Raw genomic sequence first — 24,948 nt, 5'->3', positions numbered from 1 at the left:
GAACAGATTGTTTGTGAGGACTTTTTATTTTTACTTTATTTTTGGGATTTATTCTTCCAAGGATAAGCTTTTATTCTTTTAGACATTTCATCCTTAAATTCTTCAGGAGTTAAACCTTTTGCAAATTCAGCATCAAAATCATCTACCCACCATTCCCTAATTTTTCTTTTCGACTCAGCTTTCGCTTCTTCTAGTGTTAATCCCTTTGCAAACTCTGCGTCAAAATCAAAAGTATTCATTTTATCAGCTTTTTCCATATTCATAATTAACCAAGTTTAATCTTATAAATTTACAAAATAAAAACAACCCAAAATAAAAAATCCCAAACAATCTAATCTGATTATTTGGGATTTTAATATTCTATCGTTAGATGCACTGCTGTGCATCTCTACCGAAAACTGTGACTGAAACTGAATAATAAATTAAGAACGAACTTTCTGTTCCCATTTCCAGGCACTTGCCATTGCTTCGTCTAAACTCAATTGTGCTTTCCAACCTAAAACATTGTTTGCTTTATCTGTGTTTGCATACGCTTCGGTGATATCACCTTCACGACGTGGCTTAATTGCGTATGGTAATTTTTTATCGCTTACTTTTTCGAAACTATGAATTACTTCTAAAACTGAACTTCCTTTTCCCGTTCCTAAATTGAAGGTTTCTACTTTTTGTAAATTCTTTTTATTGAATAAACGCTGTAATGCAATAACGTGTGCTTTTGCCAAATCTACAACGTGAATATAATCACGAACTGCAGTTCCGTCCGGAGTTGGATAATCATCTCCAAAAACTGATAATTCCTGACGCAATCCTACTCCTGTTTGAGTAATAAAAGGAACTAAATTTTGAGGAACTCCTAATGGTAATTCTCCAATTTCAGTGCTTGAATGCGCTCCAACCGGATTGAAATAACGCAATAAAATCGCACTAATGTTAGTTACTTTTGCTGTATCTGTAATGATTTCTTCTCCTATTTGCTTTGTATTTCCATAAGGAGACATCGCTGCTTGAACGGGAGCATCTTCAGTAATTGGCATTTTTTCGGCTTGACCGTAAACTGTACAAGACGAACTAAAAATGAAACTTGCCTCAGGTTTTTGTTGTAATTCCTGTAACAAATAAACTAGCGAAGCAATATTGTTTTCATAATACAATAAAGGCTGCTCAACACTTTCTCCAACTGCTTTTGAAGCTGCAAAATGAATTACTCCGGTAACATCGTTGTGTTTTTTAAAGAAATCCTGAACGGACGCTTTTTCTCTTAAATCTAATTTTTCGAATAAAGGCGTTTTTCCTGTGATTGCCGTAATTCCTTTTAAAACATCTTCTGAAGAGTTCGAAAGATTATCAATTATCACGACTTCAAAGCCTTCATTTTGCAATTCGACTACGGTGTGAGAACCTATAAATCCTAATCCTCCTGTTACTAATACTTTCATTTTGTGGTTGTTTTGTGCTGTTGTTATTTGGTTTAACTTTATAAATTATTTATTTAAAAATTCTAAAACAGAATCTGTAATAAATTTGATTTGCTCATCGTCCAATTCTGTATGCATTGGCAAAGCAATGACTTCTTTTACTAATTGATTCGTTACCGGAAATTGCTCTTCTTTATAACGAGTATCAACGTAAGCTTTTTGAGAATGCAACGGAATTGGGTAATAAATCGCACACGGAATTTGCTTATCCTGCAAATGTTGCAATAAAGCATTTCTGTCTGCATCGATAATTCTCAATACATATTGGTGAAAAACGTGATCATTTTCGTTTGCATCAAATTCCGGCGTTACAATATGTGCATTTCCTGCAAAGGCTGCATTATATTTTGTAGCTGCCAAACGACGCGCTGCATTATACTCATCTAATAAAGGTAGTTTTGCATTTAAAACTCCTGCCTGAATACTATCTAAACGAGAATTTACACCAACAACATCATGGTGGTAACGCTCATACATTCCGTGATTTACAATTCCGCGGATAATGTGCGCCAATTTATCATCGTTTGTAAAAATTGCTCCTCCATCTCCATAACAACCTAAGTTTTTAGACGGGAAAAATGAAGTTGCAGCAACGTGACCAATTACTCCTACTTTGCTTTTTGTACCAGATTTTGAAATATAATCTGCCCCAATTGCTTGTGCATTATCTTCGATTACATATAAATTATGTTCTGCTGCAATTTCCATAATCGCATCCATATTTGCTGCGCGTCCAAATAAATGAACAGGAACAATTGCTTTCGTTTTTGGCGTAATTGCCTTTTTAATTGCTTCAATATCGATGTTCATATTTGTCATATCAACATCTACTAAAACTGGCGTTAATTGCAATAAAGCAATTACCTCAACAGTTGCAGCAAAAGTAAAATCAGCAGTGATTACCTCATCGCCCGGTTTTAAATCTAATCCCATCATGGCAATCTGCAAAGCATCTGTACCATTTGCACACGGAATTACATGTTTTGCTCCTAAATAATCTTCAAGATTTTTTTGAAATTGATGTACTAAAGGTCCGTTTATATAAGTATTTGTATCTAAAACCTCTTGAATTGAAGCATCAACAGTAGTTTTTATTTTTTCGTATTGACTCTTTAAGTCAACCATTTGAATTTTTTTCATTTTCAATATATTTTTAAAATTAAAGACCTGTATTTTAAACAGAATCCCTAAAAGGAGGAACAAAAATAGTTATTTAATGCCTTTAAACCAATGAAAATAATCGAAAGAAATGTAATTTAGCCACAAAAATAAACAGATGCTTTTTCTATACAATTTAGTTGTTTCTATTGCGGGGTTTTTTCTGAAAATTGTAGCTCTTTTTAGTCCGAAAATTAAGCTTTTCACAGAAGGTCGGAAAAATGTTTTTACAATTTTAGAAGACAAGATAAAACCTACAGATAAAACGATCTGGTTTCATTCGGCTTCACTTGGAGAGTACGAACAAGGTTTACCGGTCATCGAAAAAATCAAAGAAAAATATCCTTCTCATAAAATTATCGTGACTTTTTTCTCTCCTTCCGGTTATGAAGTCCGTAAAAATAATACTGTTACAGATGTTACTATTTACCTTCCTTTAGATACCAAAAGCAACGCAAAAAGGTTCTTAAAATTAGTACATCCCGAATTGGCATTTTTTATTAAATATGAATTTTGGCTGAATTATTTAAAAGAATTAGAAAACAGCAAAACTCCAACTTATTTGATTTCCGGAATCTTCAGAGACAATCAGATGTTTTTTAAATGGTACGGCGGTTTCTATAGAAAGGCATTAAAAGCATTCACTTACTTTTTTGTTCAAAATGAAGCTTCTAAAGAAAAAATTGAAGCTCTCGGATTTCAGAATGTTATCGTTTCCGGCGATACTCGTTTTGATCGCGTAAATGCAATCTTAGAAAGAGACAATACATTAGATTTTATTGAAAACTTCAAAAACAATACTCCAACTATAATAATAGGAAGCTCGTGGCCAAAAGATGAAGCTTTATTAATCGAATATATTAATGATGCGCCTTCAATGGTAAAATTTATTATTGCGCCACACAATATCAAAGCTGATCAAATAGCCAATCTTAAATCGCAAATTACAAAGTCAACGATTTTATATTCTGAAAAAGAAAATCAGGATTTATCAAACTTCAAAGTATTTATTATTGACACGATTGGACTTTTGACCAAAATCTACAGCTACGGAACCATTGCTTATGTAGGCGGCGGTTTTGGAAATCCCGGAATCCACAATATCCTGGAACCTGCTACATTTGGAATTCCAATTGTAATTGGTCCAAATTATTCCAATTTTGCCGAAGCTGTTCAATTAGTTAATCTTGGAGGTTGTTTGGTAATTTCTAACGCAGACGAATTAAAACAAAATCTTGATCTTTTACTTAATAATGAAAGCTTTCTAAAAGAGAAAAGTCAAATTTGCAAGTCGTACATCCAAGACCATAAAGGAGCAACAAATACGATCATGAAAATCGTTTCGTGAGAGGTTTCAAAAACTCAAATCCGAATTTCACCACCACAATCAAACTAAAAAGCTCTAAAAACAGCTTATTTTAACATTCACAGATTACGCAATAATCACCAAAAAACAAAATAAACCGCAAGCAAGAGAATAAAAAAAGCCAATTCGCTTATAGAATAATCAATGAAAAATAATTTATACAAAAAATACGATAATACCAAGCAATTTTGTAGTTTTGGCATATTCTTTGATAAATAAGATAATCGTGAGCAATGAAAATATTTTAAAAAAAAAATAAAAAAATATTTTACATATTAAAAAATTTATATCTTTGCCACGAATTAATAATTAACCTTTTATAATAAAGTAAGATGAAAAAAGTATTTTTAAGTTTAGCTGTTGTTGCTGTTTTAACTGTTGTATCTTGTAAAAAAGCTGACGCTGCAGCTACTGAGTCTGTAGATTCTACTGCTGTTGCTGTTGATTCTGCTGCTACTGTAGTTGATTCTGCTGCTGCAACTGTTGATTCTGCTGCTACTAAAGTTGACTCTGCTGCTGCTAAAGTAGAAGAAGCTGCTAAAGAAGTAAAAAAATAATTAGAACTTAAATTCTAAAAATTTTAAAACCATCCATCGTGATGGTTTTTTTTATGCAAAAATTTAACTCAAAATTCCAATCTTCAAGATTCAGGATAAATTTTAAATTTTAGCAACAAAAAAAATCCCAAATTTCACAAGACTTTAAAGTCCTATTGAAATTTGGGATTTTTTTTATTTGATTCTTTCTCTAATCTTCTTCTTCCTCAAAAACAACCTCATCTTCAAAAATAGATTCGCTTGACGAGAAGTCTAAAATTTCCGCTTTCGAAGCATAGTTGACTATTTCTTTAATTCCTTTCTGCAAAAGCAATTCTGTTGTGTATTTTCGACTTGTTGCAAAGTGAACCTCACCCAACATCAATTTAAAGAAATACTTTCCACCAGAGCCTTTAAATTTTAAAAATTTCGCCTGATCAATATTCGCCTTAAATTTCTCAATATCTTCTTCTCCTTCAAATTTCAGCTCATAACTTAAACTCGTAAATATCACTTTGCCTTTTCTAGAAGTAAACACGAATTTATATTCATCATTAAACCTTTTACTAATTACAAAAGCACCCATAGATATATTTTAAATTATTGATTGTTGATTATTAATTATTGATTGCTGATTTCAAACCTTAAAATCTTTTAAGACAAATTTACTTTGTAAATTTATTTGAAGCCGTGTGAGTTTACACAATAAAAAAAGCCTCTTCAAAAGAAGAGGCTTTAGTACTCAGAGCGGGACTTGAACCCGCACGAACATTGCTGTTCACTGGATTTTAAGTCCAGCGTGTCTACCAATTTCACCATCCGAGCATTATATGGTTTTGAGCGAAAAACGGGGCTCGAACCCGCGACCTCGACCTTGGCAAGGTCGCGCTCTACCAACTGAGCTATTTTCGCATTTCAAATTCTTGTAAGAACCGCAATACTTGACTTGTTGTGTATTGCGAGTGCAAATTTAGGACATTTATTCAATTACACAAGCGTTTTTCCAAAAAAAAATTCACTTATTTTATAACTTTCTGATAACCTAAACTTTAAACTTGAAAACTTTTTTAATTTTATTTCTTAACTAACATTCGCTTGATTTCATTCAGCTTCATCAATGCTTCAACCGGAGTTATCGCATTTATATCAAGACTCAGAATCTCTTCTTTTATTTCTTCTAACAAAGGATCATCTAAATTAAAGAAACTCATTTGCATTTCATCCGCAGCAGATTTTACTCCGTTTAAAGATTCGCTTGAATGATTCTTTTCTAATTTCTTTAATAGCTTTTGCGCTTTCAAAATTACGATTTGAGGCATTCCCGCCATTTTTGCAACGTGAATTCCAAAACTATGCGCGCTTCCTCCTTTTATCAGCTTACGAACAAAAAGAACTGTGTCTTTTAATTCTTTTACCGCAACATTATAATTCTGAATTCTAGTTAAAGATTCCGTCATTTCATTTAATTCATGATAATGCGTTGCAAATAATGTTTTAGGTCTTCCCGGATGTTCGTGTAGAAACTCGGCAATAGCCCAAGCAATCGAAATTCCGTCATACGTACTTGTTCCTCGACCAATTTCATCTAAAAGAACTAAACTTCGATCAGAGATATTATTCAAGATAGAAGCCGTTTCATTCATTTCGACCATAAAAGTAGATTCTCCCATCGAAATATTATCCGATGCTCCTACTCTGGTAAAAATCTTATCTACAATTCCCATTCTCACACTGTCAGCCGGAACAAAACTTCCCATTTGAGCCAACAATACAATTAATGCTGTTTGTCTCAAAATAGCCGACTTACCAGACATATTGGGACCGGTAATCATAATAATTTGCTGCGTTTCTCTATCTAAGAAAACATCATTGGCAATATATGGAGTTCCAACCGGCAATTGTTTTTCGATTACAGGGTGACGTCCGTTTTTGATATCAAGTTCAAAAGTTTCATCGATTTCCGGACACACATATTGATTCTCGATTGCCAATTGCGTAAATGAACACAAACAATCTAATTGCGCCACCAAATTGGCATTCATTTGAACCGGTTTAATATAGGTAGCAATCCAGGCAATTAATTGCTCGAAAAGTTCGGTTTCAATTTTATGAATCTTTTCTTCGGCTCCCAAAATTTTTGTTTCGTACTCTTTTAATTCTTCGGTAATATAACGCTCAGCATTTACCAAGGTTTGTTTACGAATCCATTCTGCCGGAACTTTATCTTTGTGTGTATTTCTAACTTCGATATAATATCCAAAAACATTATTAAAGGATATTTTCAAAGAAGAAATTCCAGTTCTCTCCGATTCTCTTTTTTCAATTCCTTCTAAAAATTCTTTTCCTGAAGTAGAAATAGCGCGTAAATCGTCTAGTTCTTCACTAATTCCTTTTGCAATTGCATTTCCTTTTGCAATCGCTACAGGCGCGTCCTGATTTAAAGTTGTTTTAATTTTCTCTCTTAAAAGATCACAGGCATGTAAACTATCTCCAATAATTTTCACAGCTTCCTGCGGACTTGCCAACGCTAAAGTTTTTATTGGAATAATAGCATCCAAAGATTCTTTTAGATAAACAATTTCACGAGGCGAAACTTTTCCTGCTGCAATTTTAGAAATCAAACGCTCTAAATCCGAAATTTGCTTTATCTGATATTGAATGTTTTGTAAAACTTCAGAATCTGATTTTAAATAGGTAACGACATCGTGACGATTTTTGATTTTAGCACTGTCTTTTAAAGGTAAAGCCAACCAACGTTTCAACAAACGTCCTCCCATCGGCGAAAGCGTTCTGTCAATTACATCCAAAAGCGTTACGGCATTTGGATTATAACTGTGATATAATTCTAAGTTTCTAATGGTAAAACGATCCATCCAAACATAAGCATCTTCTGCAATACGCTGAATCGCCGTAATATGTTGTACACGATTATGCTGTGTTTCTGACAAATAATAAAGAATTGCTCCTGAAGCAATAATTCCTTCTTTTAACTCTTCAACTCCAAAACCTTTTAAGGAAACGGTTTGAAAATGTTTTGTCAAAGTTTCTAAAGCATAATCTTCTTTATAAATCCAATCTTCTAAATAAAAAGTATGGAAATCTTCTCCAAAAGAAGCTTTAAAATCCATCTTATTATTCTTTGGAACCAGAATTTCACTTGGATTAAAATTCTGCAACAATTTATCTATATATTCTGCATTTCCCTGAGCAGTTAAAAACTCTCCGGTAGAAACATCCAGAAAAGAAACTCCGATGCTTTTATTAGCAAAATAAACTGATGCTAAAAAGTTGTTTGTTTTTGATTGTAAAACTTCATCATTTAAAGAAACTCCGGGTGTTACCAATTCAGTAACGCCACGTTTCACGATAGTTTTGGTCATTTTTGGATCTTCAAGCTGATCACAGATCGCTACACGAAGTCCAGCTTTGACCAATTTTGGCAAATACGTATTAATGGAATGATGTGGAAAACCCGCCAACGCTGTTTCGGTTTCAGATCCCGCGCCTCTTTTAGTTAGTGTGATACCAAGGATTTTTGACGCCCTAACAGCATCTTCACCAAAGGTTTCATAAAAATCTCCTACTCTGAAAAGCAGACATGCATCAGGATATTTTCTCTTGATTTCGTTGTACTGTTTCATTAAGGGTGTTTCTTTCACCACTTTGTCTTTCGCTGCCAAATTATTGTATTTTAAATGAAAAATTAAGACAGCGAATTTATAATATTTTAAAGGAATATCGAAGCCGTTCAAAAATTAAAATATTTTAAGGAATTTTTAAGTTTAGATATAAGAATTTTATATAGATTTGTTCATAATTAAAACAAAGACTCTAAAAGATGAAAAAAATAATCTTAATCGCTATGTTAGCTGTAGTTGGAATTACAGCTTCTAATGCTCAAAGCACTAAAAAAGCGGCTAAAGCTGCTAAAGTTGCTAAAATCGAAGGTGCAGGAATGACTTTCGAAACAGAAACTATTGATTACGGAACTATCGCTCACAACGCTGATGGAAAACGTGAATTCGTTTTTGTAAACAACGGAACTAAGCCATTAATCATTACAAACACACAAGGATCTTGTGGTTGTACTGTACCAACAACTCCAAAAGAGCCAATCGCTCCAGGTGCTAAAGGTATTATTGGTGTAAAATATGCTACTGACAGAGTTGGTGCATTTACAAAAACTGTAACGGTTACTTCTAACGCTGAAGGACAACCAACAAAAGTACTTACTATTAAAGGTACAGTTTTACCAGATCCAGTAAAAAGCTAATCTGAGAAAACAAAAATAAAATAATCGAAAAAGCTTCCTTATCTTTGGAAGCTTTTTTTATGACCTGAATCCAACACAAATGAGAAAACTGGAAAATAGTGAACTAGATAGAAAATCTATCGAAGATTTTAAAAAATCTGACAAAACTCCTCTAATTTTAGTATTAGATGATATTCGTAGTTTACACAATATAGGTTCTGTATTTAGAACGGCAGATGCTTTTTTGATCGAAAAGATAATTCTTTGCGGTATTACTGCTACACCTCCAAACAAAGAAATTCATAAAACTGCTCTTGGCGCTACTGAAACTGTAGCTTGGGAACATCATGAAAATGTTTTGGAAGTGATTGAAAATCTAAAAAAAGACAATGTTTTAACGCTTGCTATTGAACAGGTCGAAAGTTCTGTTTTTCTTCAGGATTTCAAAGTAGAAAAGGATCAGAAATATGCACTGGTTTTTGGAAACGAAGTTTATGGTGTTGCTCAGGAAGCTGTTGCGAATTGTGATGGTTGTATCGAAATTCCGCAATTAGGAACCAAACATTCTTTGAATATTGCTGTGAGCGCCGGAATCGTAGTTTGGGATTTATTTCAGAAGTTAAACTGGCCTGCTAAAATCTAGAAAGCAACTTCATCAGAATTATTTTGTTATTTTATATTGAATTACACTTTTAAATGTTAGAAATGTAAATATGTTTTTTTATTATTATAAAATTGATACTTTTATAAAATGAAAAATGTTAATTTCTTAAAAACATCTCTGCTATTTTTTTTATTGCTGTCAGGCTTTTTTGGGCATGCACAATATACCTCAATTCCTGATTTAAATTTTGAAGATGCCTTAATTAAGTTAGGAATTGACAATGGCGCTATTGACGGTAAAGTTCTGACTACAAGTATAAAAAATATTAAAAGTTTAGAAATTCGTTACAAAAATATTTCTAATTTATCAGGGATTGAAGACTTCTCAGAATTAGAAACTTTGATTTGCAATAACAATAATTTAACTGTATTAGACTTTTCTAAAAACACAAAACTAAACTATTTAGACTGCAGCGAAAATAAATTAACCAGTTTAAATGTTTCAAACAACATTTCCCTGGAAGTCTTATCTTGTTATATGAACAATTTAAGCGTTTTAGACGTTACCCATAATCCCTTATTAAAATCTTTAGGTTGTGGCTACAATACATTAACAAATATAGATATCACAAAGAATCCTGTCTTAAATTCTTTTTACTGTACTTACAACAATTTAAATCAAATAGATACCTCTTTTAATCCTGAGTTGGATTCCTTTGTCTGCTACAATAACAAAATAACAAGTTTAGACGTTTCTAAAAATTTAAAACTAAACATGTTTTCCTGTGGAAACAATTTATTGACAAGTTTAGATATTTCTAAAAATCCCAGCTTAAGTAAATTTCAGTGCGATAATAACAAACTGACTTCTCTTAATTTAAAAAACGGAATTAATACTTATATGTTGGTTCTAGACCTGCAATCGAATCCCAATCTGAAATGTGTAGAAGTTGATAATAAAGCATACTCTGATGCCAACTGGTCTACATTTAAAGATGCAGCAGCTCTTTATTCAAACAATTGCAATGCAACTTCAATTGCGCCGCCTATAATTAGAGCAACAGACGATCAATTCTATTGTCCGTTAACTTCTATAAAAATTGCACCTTCTATTACAATTACTCATGATCCGGCAGAATCTGGAACACAAGCTGTTTATATTCAGATTTCTTCAGGTTATGTTAATGGTCAGGATAAAATAGAAATTCCGAATCCAGCCGCGCATCCAACAATTGTACAGGCTTGGTATCCTCTTGAAGGAAAATTAGTTTTATCAAGTCCAACTGGCGGAGATGTTTTATATTCTGAGTTAGAAGCCGCTATTAAAGATGTTATATTTTCGAATTCTTCACCTACAGCTTCTGGTACAAGAACTTTCTCGATAACAATAGGCAAAGCCAATTATCTGCCTTCTACAAAACATTTTTATCTGTATGTTCCAAGCGTTGGTATTAGCTGGTCATCTGCAAAGTTTGCTGCCGAAAACAGTACTTATTACGGTCTTAAAGGATATCTTGCTACTTTATTATCTGCTGATGAAGCTAAGCTAAGTGGCGAACAAGCATCAGGAACCGGGTGGATTGGCGGAAGCGATGCCGAAACAGAAGGTGTTTGGAAATGGGTAACCGGACCTGAAGCAGGAACTATTTTCTGGAACGGTGCTGCAAATGGTTCTACTCCAAATTTTGCTTTTTGGAATACTGGAGAACCAAACCAACAAGGCGACGAAGATTATGCTCACATTACACAACCCGGAATTGGGATACGTGGTTCATGGAATGACTTATCAAATAGTGGAGATCCAAGTGGCGATTATCAACCTAAAGGTTATATTGTAGAATATGGAGGTTCACCTGGCGAAGCGCCTTTAGAAATTGCTGCCAGTACAAAAATAACAATTCCAGTTGCAACACCTGACGCAAATCCACCTGCGGCTTGCGATTTAGGAACTTTTACCTTTACTGCTACTGCAACAACCGGAGCAACAATTAGTTGGTACGCAACCGCAACGGGCGGAACTGCATTAAAAACAGGAAATTCTTTTACAACTCCTCCAATAACTTCAACTACAACTTACTATGTAGATGCGGGTTGCGAATCAAACCGAAAATCCGTTACAGCAACAGTTAACGCAACACCAGCAAATCCAATTGCCGGACAACCTTTCTATTCTAATTGTGGCCCTGGATCTGTAACTATTCAGGCAAGTTCAAATATTGGTTTTATCAATTGGTACACAACATCAATTGGCGGTACAAGTTTATTTACAGGAGAAAACTTTACAACTCCTGTAATTTCAACAAATACTACTTATTATGCTGAAGCATCAAATAATGGTTGCATCAATAACACGCGTATTCCAATAGACGTTAAAATCTATACTCCGCCTGTAGTTACTGATGAAACTAAAATATTATGTCAAAACCAACAAGTCAATCTCGACGCTGGAATTGCCGGAATGTCTTATAAATGGAGCACTGGCGAAACCGCTCAAATAATTACAGTTACAACTCCCGGAACATACACGGTTGATGTTATAAGTCCAGATCCGGAAAACTGTCCAAGTAAAAAAACAATTATCGTCAACGAGCATTTAATCCCTGAAATCTCAGGAGTTGATGTAGACGGAACAAAAGCTACTATTCATCTTACTAAAGATGCTGATTATTATGAATATTCGGTAGATGGATTAACTCAAGACTCTAATGTTTTCTATGATGTTCGTGCCGGATTAAAAACGGCTTTTGTTAAGGAAAAAAATGGCTGTGGAAGCGATACTTTTCAATTTATTGTAATAAGTTTTCCAGCATTTTTTACTCCAAACAATGATACTTTTAATGACACATGGGAAGTTGAGGGAATCGAAAACTATCCGCAAGCGCAAATAACAATTTTCGATCGATACGGAAAACTTGTCGCACAGTTAATTGGTTCTAAAATGAGTTGGGACGGAACTTTGGATAAAAATCCTCTACCGGCTTCTGATTATTGGTATGCAATGAAAATCGATAATGATCATCCTGTTTTAAGAGGTCATTTTTCGCTTAAAAGATAAATTTAATGAGATAATGTGCCAATTAGATAATGAGATAATTCAGAAATGACTTAATTAAAAAATTATTTTATAAACAATTGTCTAATTATCTAATTGCCAAATTTTCTAATTGACACATTAACCAATTTTCTTCTTAATTTCGTCTAGAATAAAAAGATAATCTTCGTGTTTTTTCACAAAATCGCGTTCTGAAACATCGATAATTAAGACATTCAAATCCGTTTGAGATTTAATATAATCTAAATAACCGTTGTTGATTTTATCGAGATAATTTGCTGAAATATTTTGTTCGTAATTGCGACCTCTTTTCTTGATGTTTTCAAGCAAACGCCCAGAATTCTGATATAAATAAACGTATAAATCAGGTTTTGGCATTTCTTTATAAATAATATCGAATAAATTTCGGTACAAACGATATTCATCTTCTGCAAGTGTAATCTTGGCAAAAATCAAGGATTTAAAAATATGATAATCGGCTACGATGAAATCTTTAAACAAATCAAATTGAGCCAAATCATCTGATAATTGCTGATAACGATCTGCCAGAAAAGACATTTCTAAAGGAAAAGCATATCGGTTTTGATCTTTATAGAACTTTGGCAAAAACGGATTGTCTGCAAAACGTTCCAAAACAGTTTTAGCATTAAAATCTTCTGAAATTTTGTGCGCCAAAGTCGTTTTTCCTGCACCAATATTTCCTTCAAAAGCAATATAATTAAAACTTTCTAACGGAATTTCTCTTAACGGGTTTTCTAAATTCTGAACAATTGTACAAACACTATCGTCTGGTGAAATTGCAACTAATTCCGTAATAGATTTTTGAGAAACAGGATGTCTCCAATCCAGTTTTAAATCCTGCATTGGTAATAAAACAAAATTTCTGTTTTGCATTTGCGGATGCGGAATCTGAAGTTTTTCAGACTCAATAATCTCATCATCATAAGTAATCAGATCAATGTCAATTATTCGGGATTGATAACCTTCCTGATTCGATCGGATTCTTCCTAATTGTTTTTCGATTTTTAAAACCTGATTGAGAATTTTTTGTGCAGATGAATTACTATGCAAAACTAAAGCACAATTATAAAAAGCATCACTTTCAAATCCCCAGGCCGGAGTTTCGTATAGTCTTGAAACCCTGATTACAGTGCCCACTTCCTGATGTATTAAAGCGATACAACTTGTGATGTTTGCTAATCTGTCTCCCTGATTACTGCCTATAGATAGTGTGATTTGATGCTGTGATTTCATAATTAATGCAAATTAACTAAAACTATTTTAGAATTAAGTACATTATTTGACTCAAGAATTAGAAGTTTTCAAGAAATGAAAACTCTTTGTTAATCGCTTCTTTTATCTAAATTAATATAAAAAACAATCATAATCTTACAAAATAAAGTATCTTTATTTACAGCATTCAAAAGTTGAAATAATACAAATATTTGACAAATGACGTATAAGGATTAAATTCTATTTAGATTATATTTGTAACAAACCAACCTTTTTTACTACTTATTAAAAAAAATATACTTATGAAGTTTTTAGGAAATGTAATTGCCACAGTTATTGGTATTTTTGTATTTATTATGCTCTTCTTTTTTGGAGTAATTCTAATTGGAACTATTTTCGGCGGAGACGATTCTGTGTCTGTCAAAAGTGATTCTGTTATAGAATTAGATTTAAAACAAATTCAAAATGATTACGCCGGAAAATACAAAGATCCTTGGGTAACCGTTTTTTCAGATAAAAAAGGAATTGGTTTAACGGATGTTATCAGCGCTATCGAAGCAGCAAAAACAGATGATAACATTAAAGGAATTTCTATTTTAAATGATCAGTCTTCTTTAGGATTGGCGCAATATAAAGATTTGAGAAATGCACTTGAAAGTTTCAAAAAATCAGGAAAATTTGTTTGGGCTTACGCTAATACTTATTCTCAAAAAGAATATTATTTAAACTCGGTTGCCAACACTATTTATTTGAATCCTGCCGGAGATTTAGACTTCAAAGGACTTTCGTCTGAAGTAATGTTCTTTAAGGATTTTCAGGATAAATCAGGTATTCATATGGAAGTGATTCGTCACGGAAAATACAAAAGTGCCGTTGAACCTTTCTTAGAAAACAAAATGAGTGATGCTAACAGAGAACAAGTTACAGCATTATTAAACTCAATCTGGACAACGGTTACGAACGATATTTCGAAAAGCAGAAAAATTCCTGTAGAAAAATTAAACGAAATCGCAAATGGTTTACTTGCCAGAACTCCGGAAATGGCAAAAGCACAACATTTAGTAGATATTGTTGCTTATGAAGATGTATATCACGATAACATTAAAAAAGCATTGAAAGTAACCGGAGATGATGATTACAACAAAATTTCTATCGCAGATTATACTCAAAACAACATCACAACAGCTTTGACTAATACAGCAACAGATCAAATTGCGATTATTTACGCTCAAGGCGAAATCCAAAGCGGTGAAGGAGATGTTACCGTAATTGGTGAAGGTTCAATGCGTCGTTCGTTGCAAGAAGCCAGAAAAAATGAAGATGTAAAAGCTATCGTACTTAGAATTGATAGTCCGGGTGGAAGCGCTTTGACTTCTGATTTGATTTGGAGAGAAATCGAAATCACTAAAAAAATAAAACCAGTTGTAGTTTCAATGGGTAATTATGCTGCTTCGGGAGGATATTATATTGCTTGTAATGCCAACAAAATTTTTGCCGAAAACAATACTATTACAGGTTCTATCGGAGTATTTGGTGTTCTGCCTAACTTTAGCCCTTTGGCAAATAAATTAGGAATTAATACTGAGCAAGTAAAAACACATGAAAACTCAGCTAATTATAGTCCGTTTGTGCCAATTGACGAAAAGTTTAAAGCCTTTACATTAGAAGGAGTTGAACACATCTACAATACTTTTGTAACTCATGTGGCTCAAGGCCGAAAAATGACTTTTGCGCAAGTAGACTCGATCGCACAAGGAAGAGTTTGGTCAGGAACTGAAGCTTTGAAAATTGGTTTGGTGGACAAAATTGGAGGTTTGAATGATGCTATTGCCGAGGCTGCAAAAATTGCCAAAGTAAAAACATACAGCACTCAAAACTATCCTGAATACGAAAAAACATTTAATGATTTACTTTCAAATCTTCCTTTTGCACAATCGAAAGAAGCATTTATAAAAGAAGAAATCGGAGAAGAAAACTACCAACTTATCGAACAGGTAAAAAGGTTTCAAAATCAAAAAGGTGTTCAGGCAATCCTTCCTTTTGGGCTAAACATCAAATAATTTAAAGCGATGAAAAATATAGTTCTTCTGCTTACTATTTTCTTTTTGAGCTTTGTTAATGCTCAGGATAAAAAACAAGATACCTATAAAGAGTCTAATGTAATTTTAAAAATTAATAACGATCAGCTTTTTGGTACTTTGACCGTTCCTGATTTAACAAAGAAATATCCTGTTGCCTTAATAATTGCAGGTTCAGGACCAACAGACAGAGACGGAAATAATCCGATGATGAAAAACAATTCGTTAAAAATGCTGGCTGAAGCTTTGGCAAAAAACGGAATTGCATCATTAAGATATGACAAAAGAGGAATTGGCGAAAGCAAAGCTTCTGCAATATCTGAATCTAGTTTGGTATTTGAAAATTATACAGAAGACGCCAAAAGTTGGATTAATTTCCTGAAACAAGACAAACGTTTTTCGCAATTAGTAATCATTGGACATAGCGAAGGTTCATTAATAGGAATGATTGCGGGAGCAAAAGCAAATAAATTTATTTCTATTGCCGGAGCCGGAGATTCAGCAGATAAAATTATAAAAGCGCAAATAGCAAGTAAATCAAATAAGCAAATTGAGGAAATGACCTTTCCGATTATTGACAGTTTAAAAAGTGGAAATAAGGTTAATAAAGTTGATCCAATGCTTAATTCGCTTTTCAGGTCAAGCATTCAGCCGTATTTGATTTCGTGGTTTAAATACAATCCACAAGCAGAAATCAAAAAGCTAAACGTTCCAATTTTAATTCTGCAAGGAAACAACGATTTGCAAGTCACAGTGCAAGATGCTGAGAACTTATCCAAGTCAAATAAAAATGCCGAATTACTGATTGTAGATAAAATGAATCATATCATGAAAATTATCGAAGGTGACAAACAAGCAAATTTAGAAAGTTATAATAACGCAACTTTACCAATTTCAGAAGTTATGACTAATAAGATTATTTCTTTTATTCTGAAATAATTAAAATAATAAAAACCAAAATCCGTTTGAATATATAGTCAAACGGATTTTTTTATTTTAACAAATAAAGTAAAATTCTTACAGTTTTTAAGAAAACTTTATCGCAGAACTAAATCAAAAAAGCTATTTTTGCATCAGTTAAATATTCATATTAAATCCTCAAATCTATAAATATGTTAAAGAAAATTCTAAAAATCGCAGCCATTGTACTTGTCGTCATTGTTGCTGCATTATTTGCCATTCCTTATTTTTTTAAAGATCAGATAAAAGCCAAAATTGCCGAGGCTATTAACGAAAGTGTTGATGCAAAAGTAAGTTTTGCCGATGCTGATTTAAGCTTGTTTAAAAACTTCCCAAATGCAACTGTTGGAATCGAGAAATTGGTTATCATCAACAAAGCGCCTTTTGAAGGTGATACTTTGGTTTCGCTTGGCGAATTGAATCTAAAAATGAGTATTAAAGAACTTTTCAAAGGAAAAGACGAACCTTTAAACATTCAGGGAATTAGTTCTACGAATGGTTTAATTAATATAATCTTTAATAAAGATGGTGTTGGTAACTTCGATATTGCATTAAAAGATAAAGAAGAAACAAAGAAAGACGATGCAAGCAAACCGCTTTCATTGAAAATTCAAGGTTATAAAATCGAAAACTTTACCTTTAGATATATCGATCAGGGATCTAAAATCAAAATGGTAATTGATAGTTTAAATCACGAAGGAACAGGAGATTTTACCAATTCTAAACTAGATTTGACTACAAAATCTACTGCCAAAGTATCTCTAGATATGGATAAAGTCAATTATATGAAAAACGTAAAACTGACTCTAGACGCCGTTTTAGGAATTGATTTAGAAAAAAGCAAATATACTTTTAAAGAAAACAAGGCCTTGATTAACCAATTGCCGTTAGAATTTGACGGTTTTATTCAGATGGTTGATGCAGGTCAGATTTATGATTTAAAATTTAAAACACCAACTTCCTCTTTCACCAATTTCTTAGGTTTAATTCCTTCGGCATATGCTTCTGGTTTAGATGGTGTAAAAACAACTGGAGATTTTACTGTAGCTGGTTTTGCAAAAGGTGAATTAACAGATACTACAGTTCCTAAATTCAATATTGCGATTGCTTCAAACAATGCTTCTTTTCAATATCCTAACTTACCAAAATCTGTTCAGAATATTGTAATCGACACAAAAATCATCAATGAAACAGGAATTCTAAATGACACCTACGTTAATTTAGATAAGCTTTCTTTTAGAATTGATCAGGACGTTTTTAGCGCTAAAGCGAATATCAAAAACATTACGGTAAATCCTATTGTAGATGCTGCATTAAAAGGAACAATCAATTTAGCAAACCTTTCGAAAGCATATCCAATCAAAATGGAAAAACCGTTGGCTGGTATTTTAAAAGCTGATGTTACTACTAATTTTGATATGGCGTCTGTAGAAAAAAGCCAATATCAAAATATTAAAAATGCCGGAACAATGAGTTTGTCAGGCTTTAAATATACAGATGACAACAATAAATCTATGAACATTAGTACGGCTTTGGTTGAATTTAATCCAAGCACTATTAATCTGAAAAAATTTGATGCTACAACCGGAAAAAGTGATTTGAGCATAAATGGTGTTTTGGAAAACTTCTATGGTTTTATGTTTAAAAAACAAGAACTAAAAGGAAACTTCAACATGAGCTCAAACCAATTAGCAGTTGATGATTTTATGACCGCTGGTGAACCTGCAACTGAAAAAACAGCAGCAAAACCAACAGAAGCGATGAAGATTCCAGCTTTTTTAAATTGTACTATTAGTGCCAAAGCAACAACGGTTTTATATGATAATTTAAAACTAAAAGATGTTTCAGGTAAATTAATCGTAAAAGATGAAAAAGCAACTTTAGAGAACTTTAAAACTTCAATTTTTGGGGGAACAATTGGTTTAACAGGAACGGTTTCTACAAAAGCAAAAGTACCAACTTTTGATATGAATTTAGGTTTCAATCAAGTTGATATTGCACAGACTTTTACCCAATTGGACATGATGAAAAAGATTGCTCCAATTGCCGGAATTATCAATGGTAAATTAAATTCTACTATTAAATTAAACGGAAATTTAGATGCTAAAGAATTAACTCCGGATTTAAGTTCTATTTCGGGAGATTTGTTAGGACAATTACTTTCAACAACCATAAATTCTAAAAATTCAACGGTATTAAATGCTTTGACATCAAACATTAAATTTATCGATATGAATAAGATAAATTTAAATGATATTAAAGCTGCTTTAACTTTTGAAAACGGAAAAGTAAACGTAAAACCATTTGACATCAAATATCAGGATATTAAAATCACTGTTGGCGGAACTCACGGTTTTGACCAATCTATGAATTATAACTTAAAATTGGATGTTCCTGCTAAATATTTAGGAAGCGAAGCAAATGCTTTTATCTCGAAAATGTCTCCTGCTGATGCTGCGAAATTGCAAAACATTCCGATAAATGCGATGATTACAGGGAATTTTTCTAATCCAAAAATATCAACGGATATGAAATCTGCTGTTACAAGTTTAGCATCTCAGGTTGCAAATCAACAAAAAGAAAAGTTGACGCAAAAAGGAACTTCTGCACTTAATGATTTAATCAACAAGAACACAAAGGCAAAAGATACAACAAAAGCTGCTGCAACTGAAAAAGAACAGAAAACTCAAGAAGTTACTAAAAAAGCAAGTGACTTGATAAACGGTTTGTTCAAGAAGAAAAACTAAATAAAAATGAGCATAAAAAAAGAGGCATTCACTTATGGTGAATGCCTCTTTTTTATTTAAAGTGATTTATTAAATTGCATCTGAATAAATCTTTAATTTTCCGTTATTCAAAATTGAGTTTATCGTTTTTATATAATCTTTCTTCGCATATAAATTGATATCTACTCCAATACTGCAATTATCATAAGGTTCGTATTTTTTCATGTTTGACACAGAAAACAATCCAATTGTTGGAGTTTGAACAGCGCTTGCCAAATGCATAATACCACTATCTGCACCAATAAATAAATCAGCATTTGCGATTACAGATCCTATTTCGCGAATGTCTTTACTATAAAAAGTAGGCGCTTTAAAGTCAATTTGAGAAACATTTTCTACTGGCAAAATTTCAATGATATTGTACTCTTTATATTCCTCTGTAAGTTGTTTATAGAAATTCTCCCACCAATCTTCTGCCAGGCATTTTGCACCGGTTGCATAAGTAAATATGCAGATTGTTCTTTTAGAATTATGAACTAAATCATTTAGCGTTTTCTTTCCTTGTGCAATTTCCGAAGACGATAATTTAAGATCTATTGGAGCTATTATTTTATTACTTTTTGCAAGACCAAGTTTGGTTAAGTAATATCGAAAGTTATAAACCGGGTATTTTGCAATGTGATCGTAATCATTTTTTACAAGTTGAGATTCTTCATGTAAATCTCCGTAAAATTTATATTTAGCGTTAGAAAACTGGACTGCTAAACGTCCTGAAGAAGAGTTTTGATCGACATTGATCGCAACATCATATTTTTGTTTTTTTATTGAAATCCATACATTCAGGTATTTCAGTAAATTTTTGAAGGGCTTTTTGGGCAAATCGATTACTTTATTAATGCTTTCGTAATTCTCAAAAATTATTGGAGCTAAAGTTCCCTTAACAAACAGATCAACTTTACAATTTGGAAATATTTCCGTGACTTCCTGAACGAGAGGTGTAATCAATAAAAGATTGCCTAATCTTGCATTTGGTCTACAGATTAAAACCCGTTTAATCTCAGATTTATCAACCAAAACAATATCCTGTTCACTTTTTGGTTTTCCAATGTTCTTAGTCAGATTGCGCATTACGCCACGCCTATAATGATTAATTTTGCTTAAAACACTCATCTATAAAATAATTTAGGGGTTATAAAATCTATATCCGATTTTAGAAAAATTGAACAGATTTAACTAACTCAAAGCTAGCCTCTTTTTTTTTCTAAAATTAAATTCTTTCAATAAGCAATTATTACAAAATTGTAACGAAAATGTTTCAACATTCACATCTTCAACTACTTGAAAGAGATCTAAAAATACGGAAATTATTCCCCAATTACTAAATTATTAGACAGTTAGCCATTAACAATCGACGTTTGGCAACTCACACTAGACGTTTATTTCGACAACATAACCTTCAGAACCACGAATATTAAATACAGTTCCGTTTTCAAAAATTAAATATTGACCTTTGATTCCTGTTAATTTTCCCTGAAAAGAAGGTGTCTTATCCAAGTTCAAACTAGCCACTTTTGCAGGATAATTTAGAACCGGATAATGCAATTCATAAAGATCATTTTTTTGAGAATAAAAGTATTCCTGAACTTCAGACGGAATTAAGCTTTCTACTTTTACTTTTTCAGCAATCAAGTCAAAACTTTCGCCTGTACTTTGAAGCATTTTTCTCCAATTGGTTTTATCCGTATAATGATCTTTTAAGGCAACCTCAGTAATTCCGGCCAAATATCGATTAGGAACCTCAACAATTGCGATTGCCTGTGTTGCGCCCTGATCAATCCATCGGGTTGGAACCTGCGTTTTGCGCGTTACACCCACTTTTACTTCACTTGCAAGTGCCAAATAAACAATATGTGGCTGCAATTGCACTTTTTGCTCGTAATCTAAATCACGATCAGCGATTCCTAAATGAGCCGTACTTAATTCCGGTCTCATAATCCAATCTCCAACTGCAGGACTCGAGTAAAAACAATCATAACAAAAACCTTGTCTGTATATTTTCTTCTTTTTATGACAATTCAAACACTCATAACCCACAAAATTAATCTCAATCTCTTTATTCAATAATTGATTCATATTTAGAAAACTATCTTCGAAAACCAAATAATATTGAATTGGATCTCCCATTTCAGTTTGCATTTTTGTAAGTACTCCTTGATATGTCATTTTAATTTTAGATTGGTGATTTTATATTGAAGATTGCTTGTCAGGGTTCTGAATTTTAATTCTTAAAATTCATCTTTAGTGAAAATAGAATGCTTTTTTTTACAAAAAAACACTATTTTTGATACAACGACAAAGTTAGTATTTGTACGTCGATATTCAAATTTTAAATTTCTTGATTTTTGTACTATCTGAGATTTAAAATCTAAAATGAACAATCTATAATCTAAATTTTCTCCATGCCCTTATCAATAATCAACTCGTTTGCCTCTTGGGTCCTGAAACAAAGGATACATCAAATTGAACTTTTTCTAAAATATCCGAATGAAGTTCAGGAAGAACTGTTGCATAATTTATTGATGTCGTCAGAGAATACGATTATCGGAAAAAAATATGATTTTGCATCTATAAACTCTTATGCAACTTTTGTAGAAAGAGTTCCAATTGCAACTTACGAAGAATTGCAGCCTTTAATTGAGCGTACACGTCAAGGTGAACAAAATGTTTTTTGGGAAACTCCTATTAAATGGTTTGCCAAATCTAGCGGAACTACAAATGCAAAAAGTAAATTTATCCCTGTAAGTAACGAAGCTCTGGAAGATTGTCATTATAAAGGAAGTAAAGATTTGCTTTGTTTGTATTTGAATAATAATGAGGATTCTGAATTGTTTCTTGGAAAAAGTCTTCGCTTAGGCGGAAGTTCTCAGATTTACGAAAACAACAATACTTTCTTTGGAGATTTATCGGCTATTTTGATTGAAAATATGCCTATTTGGGCCGAATTTAGTAGTACACCAAGCAGCAAAACCTCTTTAATGAGCGAATGGGAATCTAAGATTGCAGCCATTATAAATGAAACCAAAAACGAAAACGTTACCAGTTTTGCAGGAGTTCCGTCCTGGATGTTGGTTTTGATGAATAAGGTTTTAGAAAATACAGGAAAACAAAGTTTATTAGAGCTTTGGCCAAATCTGGAAGTTTACTTTCATGGGGGCGTAAGTTTTTCTCCATATAAAGAACAATACAAGAAAATTTTGCCAAGCAAAGATTTCAAATATTACGAGATATACAATGCTTCTGAAGGCTTTTTTGCCATTCAGGATTTGAATAATTCGAGCGATTTATTGCTGATGTTGGATTACGGAATTTTCTACGAATTTATTTCTATGGATACTTTTGGAACTCCAAATCAAAAAGTAGTTCGTTTGGCAGATGTTGAATTAGATAAAAACTATGCTATTGTTATTACTACTAATTCTGGTTTATGGCGTTATTTAATTGGAGATACGGTTCGTTTTACCTCTTTAAATCCATATAGAATTCGTGTTACAGGAAGAACAAAACATCATATTAATGTTTTTGGTGAAGAATTAATGGTCGAAAATACCGATCAGGCGATTGCCAAAGCTTGCCAACTTACTCAAACCGAAGTTATAGATTATACCGTTGCTCCAATTTTTATGCAGGACAAAGAAAAAGGTGCGCACGAATGGATGATCGAATTCAAGAAAAACCCTGCTGATGTTGGTCTTTTCCAAAAAGTTCTGGATGAAACTTTACAAACTTTAAATTCTGATTACGAAGCCAAACGCCATAACAATATGACTTTAAATCCTCTTGTGATTAATGTCGCACGTGAAAACTTATTTTACGATTGGCTAAAGGAACGTGATAAACTTGGCGGACAACATAAGATTCCGAGACTTTCGAATCAGAGAGATTATTTGGAGCAGTTGAAGGAGATGTGTACGGTTAAGAGTTAAAGACGAATTTTACAAATTTTCACAAATTAAAATGAAAAGTAAAATCAGAAAGATATTTATTTTACTCTTTGTTGCTATAACAACAACTTCATTTTGTCAAAATAAAACAATTGAAAAAATGGAATGGCTAACAAGTCGAACTGAATATGAAGGACTTCCATTATATTTAAGGATTCCAAATTATAAAAACATTTGGGAGTACAAATCAAAATATCCTGAATTAATTAATATAACTCATGAATTCGAGAGTATTAAAGATAAAGGATTACCAACATCTGAATATAATAAATCTATTATGGATTTTGATCTCGAAGTAATAAACATATTTCAAAATGAAGAAAATTGCGGCATTATTTTTTTAGTTGAAACTTATGGAGGAGAAAGAAATTATTGGTTTTATGGGGAAGATTCAAAAGCCATTTCTAAACTTTTTAATGAGTTAAAAAATAAACATCCAGACAAAAAAATAAAACTAGATTGCCAAAATAATTCTGATTGGAGTTTTTTAAAAAATTATCCAATCCAGTTGTACAAAAACTAATAACAAGGGAAAACATTAACAATGAGACATTATATTTTGATATTAATATTTGCTTTTATTTCTTGTACCAATACAAAAGAGCAACATCAAAAAATAATTGTTATTCAGCCTTTAGGAAATTTCAATATTGAACAGTCAAAAAGTGTCTTCAATAAAATCAGAACAATTAACCCAAATGTTGTTTTAAGACAAAATATTCCCTTTCCTGAAAATGCTTATTATCAACCCCGAAACAGATATCGAGCGGACAGTATTATCAAAACAATAAAAAATAACATTGGCAAAGATTCTGTAATTGTTGGATTATCGAATCGTGATATTAGTGTAACCAAAGGAAAAATCAAAGATTGGGGCGTTATGGGATTGGGTTATCATCCCGGAAAATCCTGCGTAGTTTCTGATTTTAGATTGAGTAAACAAAATAAAAGCCAACAATTCTATAAAGTCGTTCTGCATGAATTAGGTCATACCGAAGGATTACCTCATTGTCCTGTAAAAACTTGTTTAATGCGAGATGCCGAAGGAAAAAATCATCTGAATGAAGAAACTGATTTTTGCTTAAAATGTAAAAATTTTTTAATTGGAAAAGGCTGGAAATTAAATAATCCTATAACCTGATATTTCACCCTAAAAATATATAATTAACCCAAAACCAAACTATAATGAAAACCACAAAATTTAGCGAAATGACTACTGAAGAGTTACTTAAAAGTCAGAAAACTTCAAAAATGGCTACTTATACATTTGCGGGAATCTTATCTCTCTTATTTGTAGTCAATATATTTCTTTTTTATAAAAAAGGATTTACTGCTTCTCTGGTTATTCCTTTTGCGTTGTTGCCTATACTTTTTTTAAACTTCAAGACTTTATCAGAAATTAAAAAAGAATTGAAATCCAGAGAAAATTAAGAAACTGTAATTTCACTAACGCGCATGAGGGATAGAAGTGGAAATCCTTTTGTGTCCGCCGCGGCGGACACAAAAGA

General features: G+C 32.6%; 20 protein-coding genes and 2 tRNA genes. 12 read left to right on the top strand and 10 right to left on the bottom strand.

What is annotated here, in order from left to right:
• Positions 1–35: 35 nt before the first annotated feature.
• The 3 genes from WN975_RS23430 to WN975_RS23420 form a co-directional block, all read right to left on the bottom strand.
• A complete protein-coding gene (locus tag WN975_RS23430) occupies positions 36–263 on the bottom strand; it encodes a hypothetical protein (protein ID WP_337968581.1) in 228 nt (75 codons plus the stop codon).
• 159 nt (positions 264–422) lie between these two features.
• Positions 423–1,436 (bottom strand): UDP-glucose 4-epimerase GalE, encoded by a 1,014-nt coding sequence (gene galE, locus WN975_RS23425; protein ID WP_099710827.1) that lies wholly within the window; start codon positions 1,434–1,436, stop codon positions 423–425.
• Positions 1,437–1,481: 45 nt separating this feature from the next.
• Complete coding sequence (locus WN975_RS23420) at positions 1,482–2,615, bottom strand: DegT/DnrJ/EryC1/StrS family aminotransferase (protein ID WP_099710826.1); 1,134 nt, start codon at positions 2,613–2,615, stop codon at positions 1,482–1,484.
• 136 nt (positions 2,616–2,751) lie between these two features.
• Here WN975_RS23420 and WN975_RS23415 point away from each other — a divergent pair, with 136 nt between their 5' ends.
• Together WN975_RS23415 and WN975_RS23410 are read left to right on the top strand one after the other, a co-directional pair.
• Positions 2,752–3,981 carry a glycosyltransferase N-terminal domain-containing protein gene (locus WN975_RS23415; protein WP_337968580.1) on the top strand — a complete coding sequence of 410 codons (1,230 nt, stop codon included), beginning with the start codon at positions 2,752–2,754 and terminating at the stop codon, positions 3,979–3,981.
• 350 nt (positions 3,982–4,331) lie between these two features.
• Positions 4,332–4,556, top strand: a complete 225-nt coding sequence (locus tag WN975_RS23410) for a hypothetical protein (protein WP_337968579.1) — start codon at positions 4,332–4,334, stop codon at positions 4,554–4,556.
• A gap of 190 nt (positions 4,557–4,746) precedes the next feature.
• Here WN975_RS23410 and WN975_RS23405 read toward each other — a convergent pair whose 3' ends face one another.
• The 4 genes from WN975_RS23405 to mutS form a co-directional block, all read right to left on the bottom strand.
• Complete coding sequence (locus tag WN975_RS23405) at positions 4,747–5,121, bottom strand: DUF1508 domain-containing protein (protein ID WP_099710824.1); 375 nt, start codon at positions 5,119–5,121, stop codon at positions 4,747–4,749.
• Positions 5,122–5,274: 153 nt separating this feature from the next.
• Positions 5,275–5,360 (bottom strand) — tRNA-Leu (locus WN975_RS23400).
• Between the two features lie 14 nt (positions 5,361–5,374).
• Positions 5,375–5,447 (bottom strand) — tRNA-Gly (locus tag WN975_RS23395).
• Positions 5,448–5,608: 161 nt separating this feature from the next.
• Complete coding sequence (gene mutS, locus WN975_RS23390; RefSeq protein ID WP_337968578.1) at positions 5,609–8,215, bottom strand: DNA mismatch repair protein MutS; 2,607 nt, start codon at positions 8,213–8,215, stop codon at positions 5,609–5,611.
• 158 nt (positions 8,216–8,373) lie between these two features.
• Between mutS and WN975_RS23385 the strand changes: the two genes are divergently transcribed.
• The 3 genes from WN975_RS23385 (at position 8,374) to WN975_RS23375 (ending at position 12,445) form a co-directional block, all read left to right on the top strand.
• Positions 8,374–8,808: a DUF1573 domain-containing protein gene (locus tag WN975_RS23385; protein ID WP_337968577.1), complete on the top strand. Its 435-nt coding sequence runs from the start codon at positions 8,374–8,376 to the stop codon at positions 8,806–8,808.
• 79 nt (positions 8,809–8,887) lie between these two features.
• A complete protein-coding gene (locus WN975_RS23380; protein WP_337968576.1) occupies positions 8,888–9,430 on the top strand; it encodes an RNA methyltransferase in 543 nt (180 codons plus the stop codon).
• A 108-nt stretch (positions 9,431–9,538) separates the two neighbouring features.
• A complete protein-coding gene (locus WN975_RS23375; protein ID WP_337968575.1) occupies positions 9,539–12,445 on the top strand; it encodes a T9SS type B sorting domain-containing protein in 2,907 nt (968 codons plus the stop codon).
• Between the two features lie 117 nt (positions 12,446–12,562).
• Here WN975_RS23375 and folK read toward each other — a convergent pair whose 3' ends face one another.
• The gene (folK, locus tag WN975_RS23370; protein WP_337968574.1) at positions 12,563–13,696 is read right to left on the bottom strand and encodes a 2-amino-4-hydroxy-6-hydroxymethyldihydropteridine diphosphokinase; all 1,134 of its coding nucleotides are present in this window, start codon (positions 13,694–13,696) and stop codon (positions 12,563–12,565) included.
• A 281-nt stretch (positions 13,697–13,977) separates the two neighbouring features.
• On the opposite strand from folK, the gene sppA reads away from it, so the two are divergent.
• The 3 genes from sppA (at position 13,978) to WN975_RS23355 (ending at position 19,460) form a co-directional block, all read left to right on the top strand.
• Positions 13,978–15,735 (top strand): signal peptide peptidase SppA, encoded by a 1,758-nt coding sequence (gene sppA, locus WN975_RS23365; protein WP_337968573.1) that lies wholly within the window; start codon positions 13,978–13,980, stop codon positions 15,733–15,735.
• A 9-nt stretch (positions 15,736–15,744) separates the two neighbouring features.
• Positions 15,745–16,692 (top strand): alpha/beta hydrolase, encoded by a 948-nt coding sequence (locus WN975_RS23360; RefSeq protein WP_337968572.1) that lies wholly within the window; start codon positions 15,745–15,747, stop codon positions 16,690–16,692.
• A 173-nt stretch (positions 16,693–16,865) separates the two neighbouring features.
• Entirely contained in the window at positions 16,866–19,460 is a 2,595-nt protein-coding gene (locus tag WN975_RS23355; RefSeq protein WP_337968571.1) for an AsmA-like C-terminal region-containing protein, read from the top strand.
• 69 nt (positions 19,461–19,529) lie between these two features.
• On the opposite strand, the gene WN975_RS23350 is transcribed toward WN975_RS23355, so the two are convergent.
• Together WN975_RS23350 and WN975_RS23345 are read right to left on the bottom strand one after the other, a co-directional pair.
• The gene (locus tag WN975_RS23350; protein WP_337968570.1) at positions 19,530–20,609 is read right to left on the bottom strand and encodes a glycosyltransferase family 9 protein; all 1,080 of its coding nucleotides are present in this window, start codon (positions 20,607–20,609) and stop codon (positions 19,530–19,532) included.
• Positions 20,610–20,867: 258 nt separating this feature from the next.
• Entirely contained in the window at positions 20,868–21,662 is a 795-nt protein-coding gene (locus WN975_RS23345; RefSeq protein WP_099712789.1) for a DUF2797 domain-containing protein, read from the bottom strand.
• 236 nt (positions 21,663–21,898) lie between these two features.
• On the opposite strand from WN975_RS23345, the gene WN975_RS23340 reads away from it, so the two are divergent.
• From WN975_RS23340 to WN975_RS23325, 4 genes are read left to right on the top strand one after another with little or no spacing between them, the layout of a single operon-like run.
• Positions 21,899–23,422 (top strand): GH3 auxin-responsive promoter family protein, encoded by a 1,524-nt coding sequence (locus WN975_RS23340; protein WP_337968569.1) that lies wholly within the window; start codon positions 21,899–21,901, stop codon positions 23,420–23,422.
• 31 nt (positions 23,423–23,453) lie between these two features.
• Positions 23,454–23,963 carry a DUF695 domain-containing protein gene (locus WN975_RS23335; RefSeq protein ID WP_337968568.1) on the top strand — a complete coding sequence of 170 codons (510 nt, stop codon included), beginning with the start codon at positions 23,454–23,456 and terminating at the stop codon, positions 23,961–23,963.
• A gap of 21 nt (positions 23,964–23,984) precedes the next feature.
• Positions 23,985–24,581 (top strand): Zn-dependent protease, encoded by a 597-nt coding sequence (locus WN975_RS23330; protein ID WP_337968567.1) that lies wholly within the window; start codon positions 23,985–23,987, stop codon positions 24,579–24,581.
• A gap of 44 nt (positions 24,582–24,625) precedes the next feature.
• Complete coding sequence (locus WN975_RS23325) at positions 24,626–24,871, top strand: redox-active disulfide protein 2 (protein WP_337968566.1); 246 nt, start codon at positions 24,626–24,628, stop codon at positions 24,869–24,871.
• The last annotated feature ends 77 nt before the right edge of the window (positions 24,872–24,948 follow it).

The organism is uncultured Flavobacterium sp. (genome assembly GCF_951805225.1).
In the GTDB taxonomy this organism is placed as follows: domain Bacteria; phylum Bacteroidota; class Bacteroidia; order Flavobacteriales; family Flavobacteriaceae; genus Flavobacterium.
This window is presented reverse-complemented; position numbering and strand designations above follow the sequence as displayed.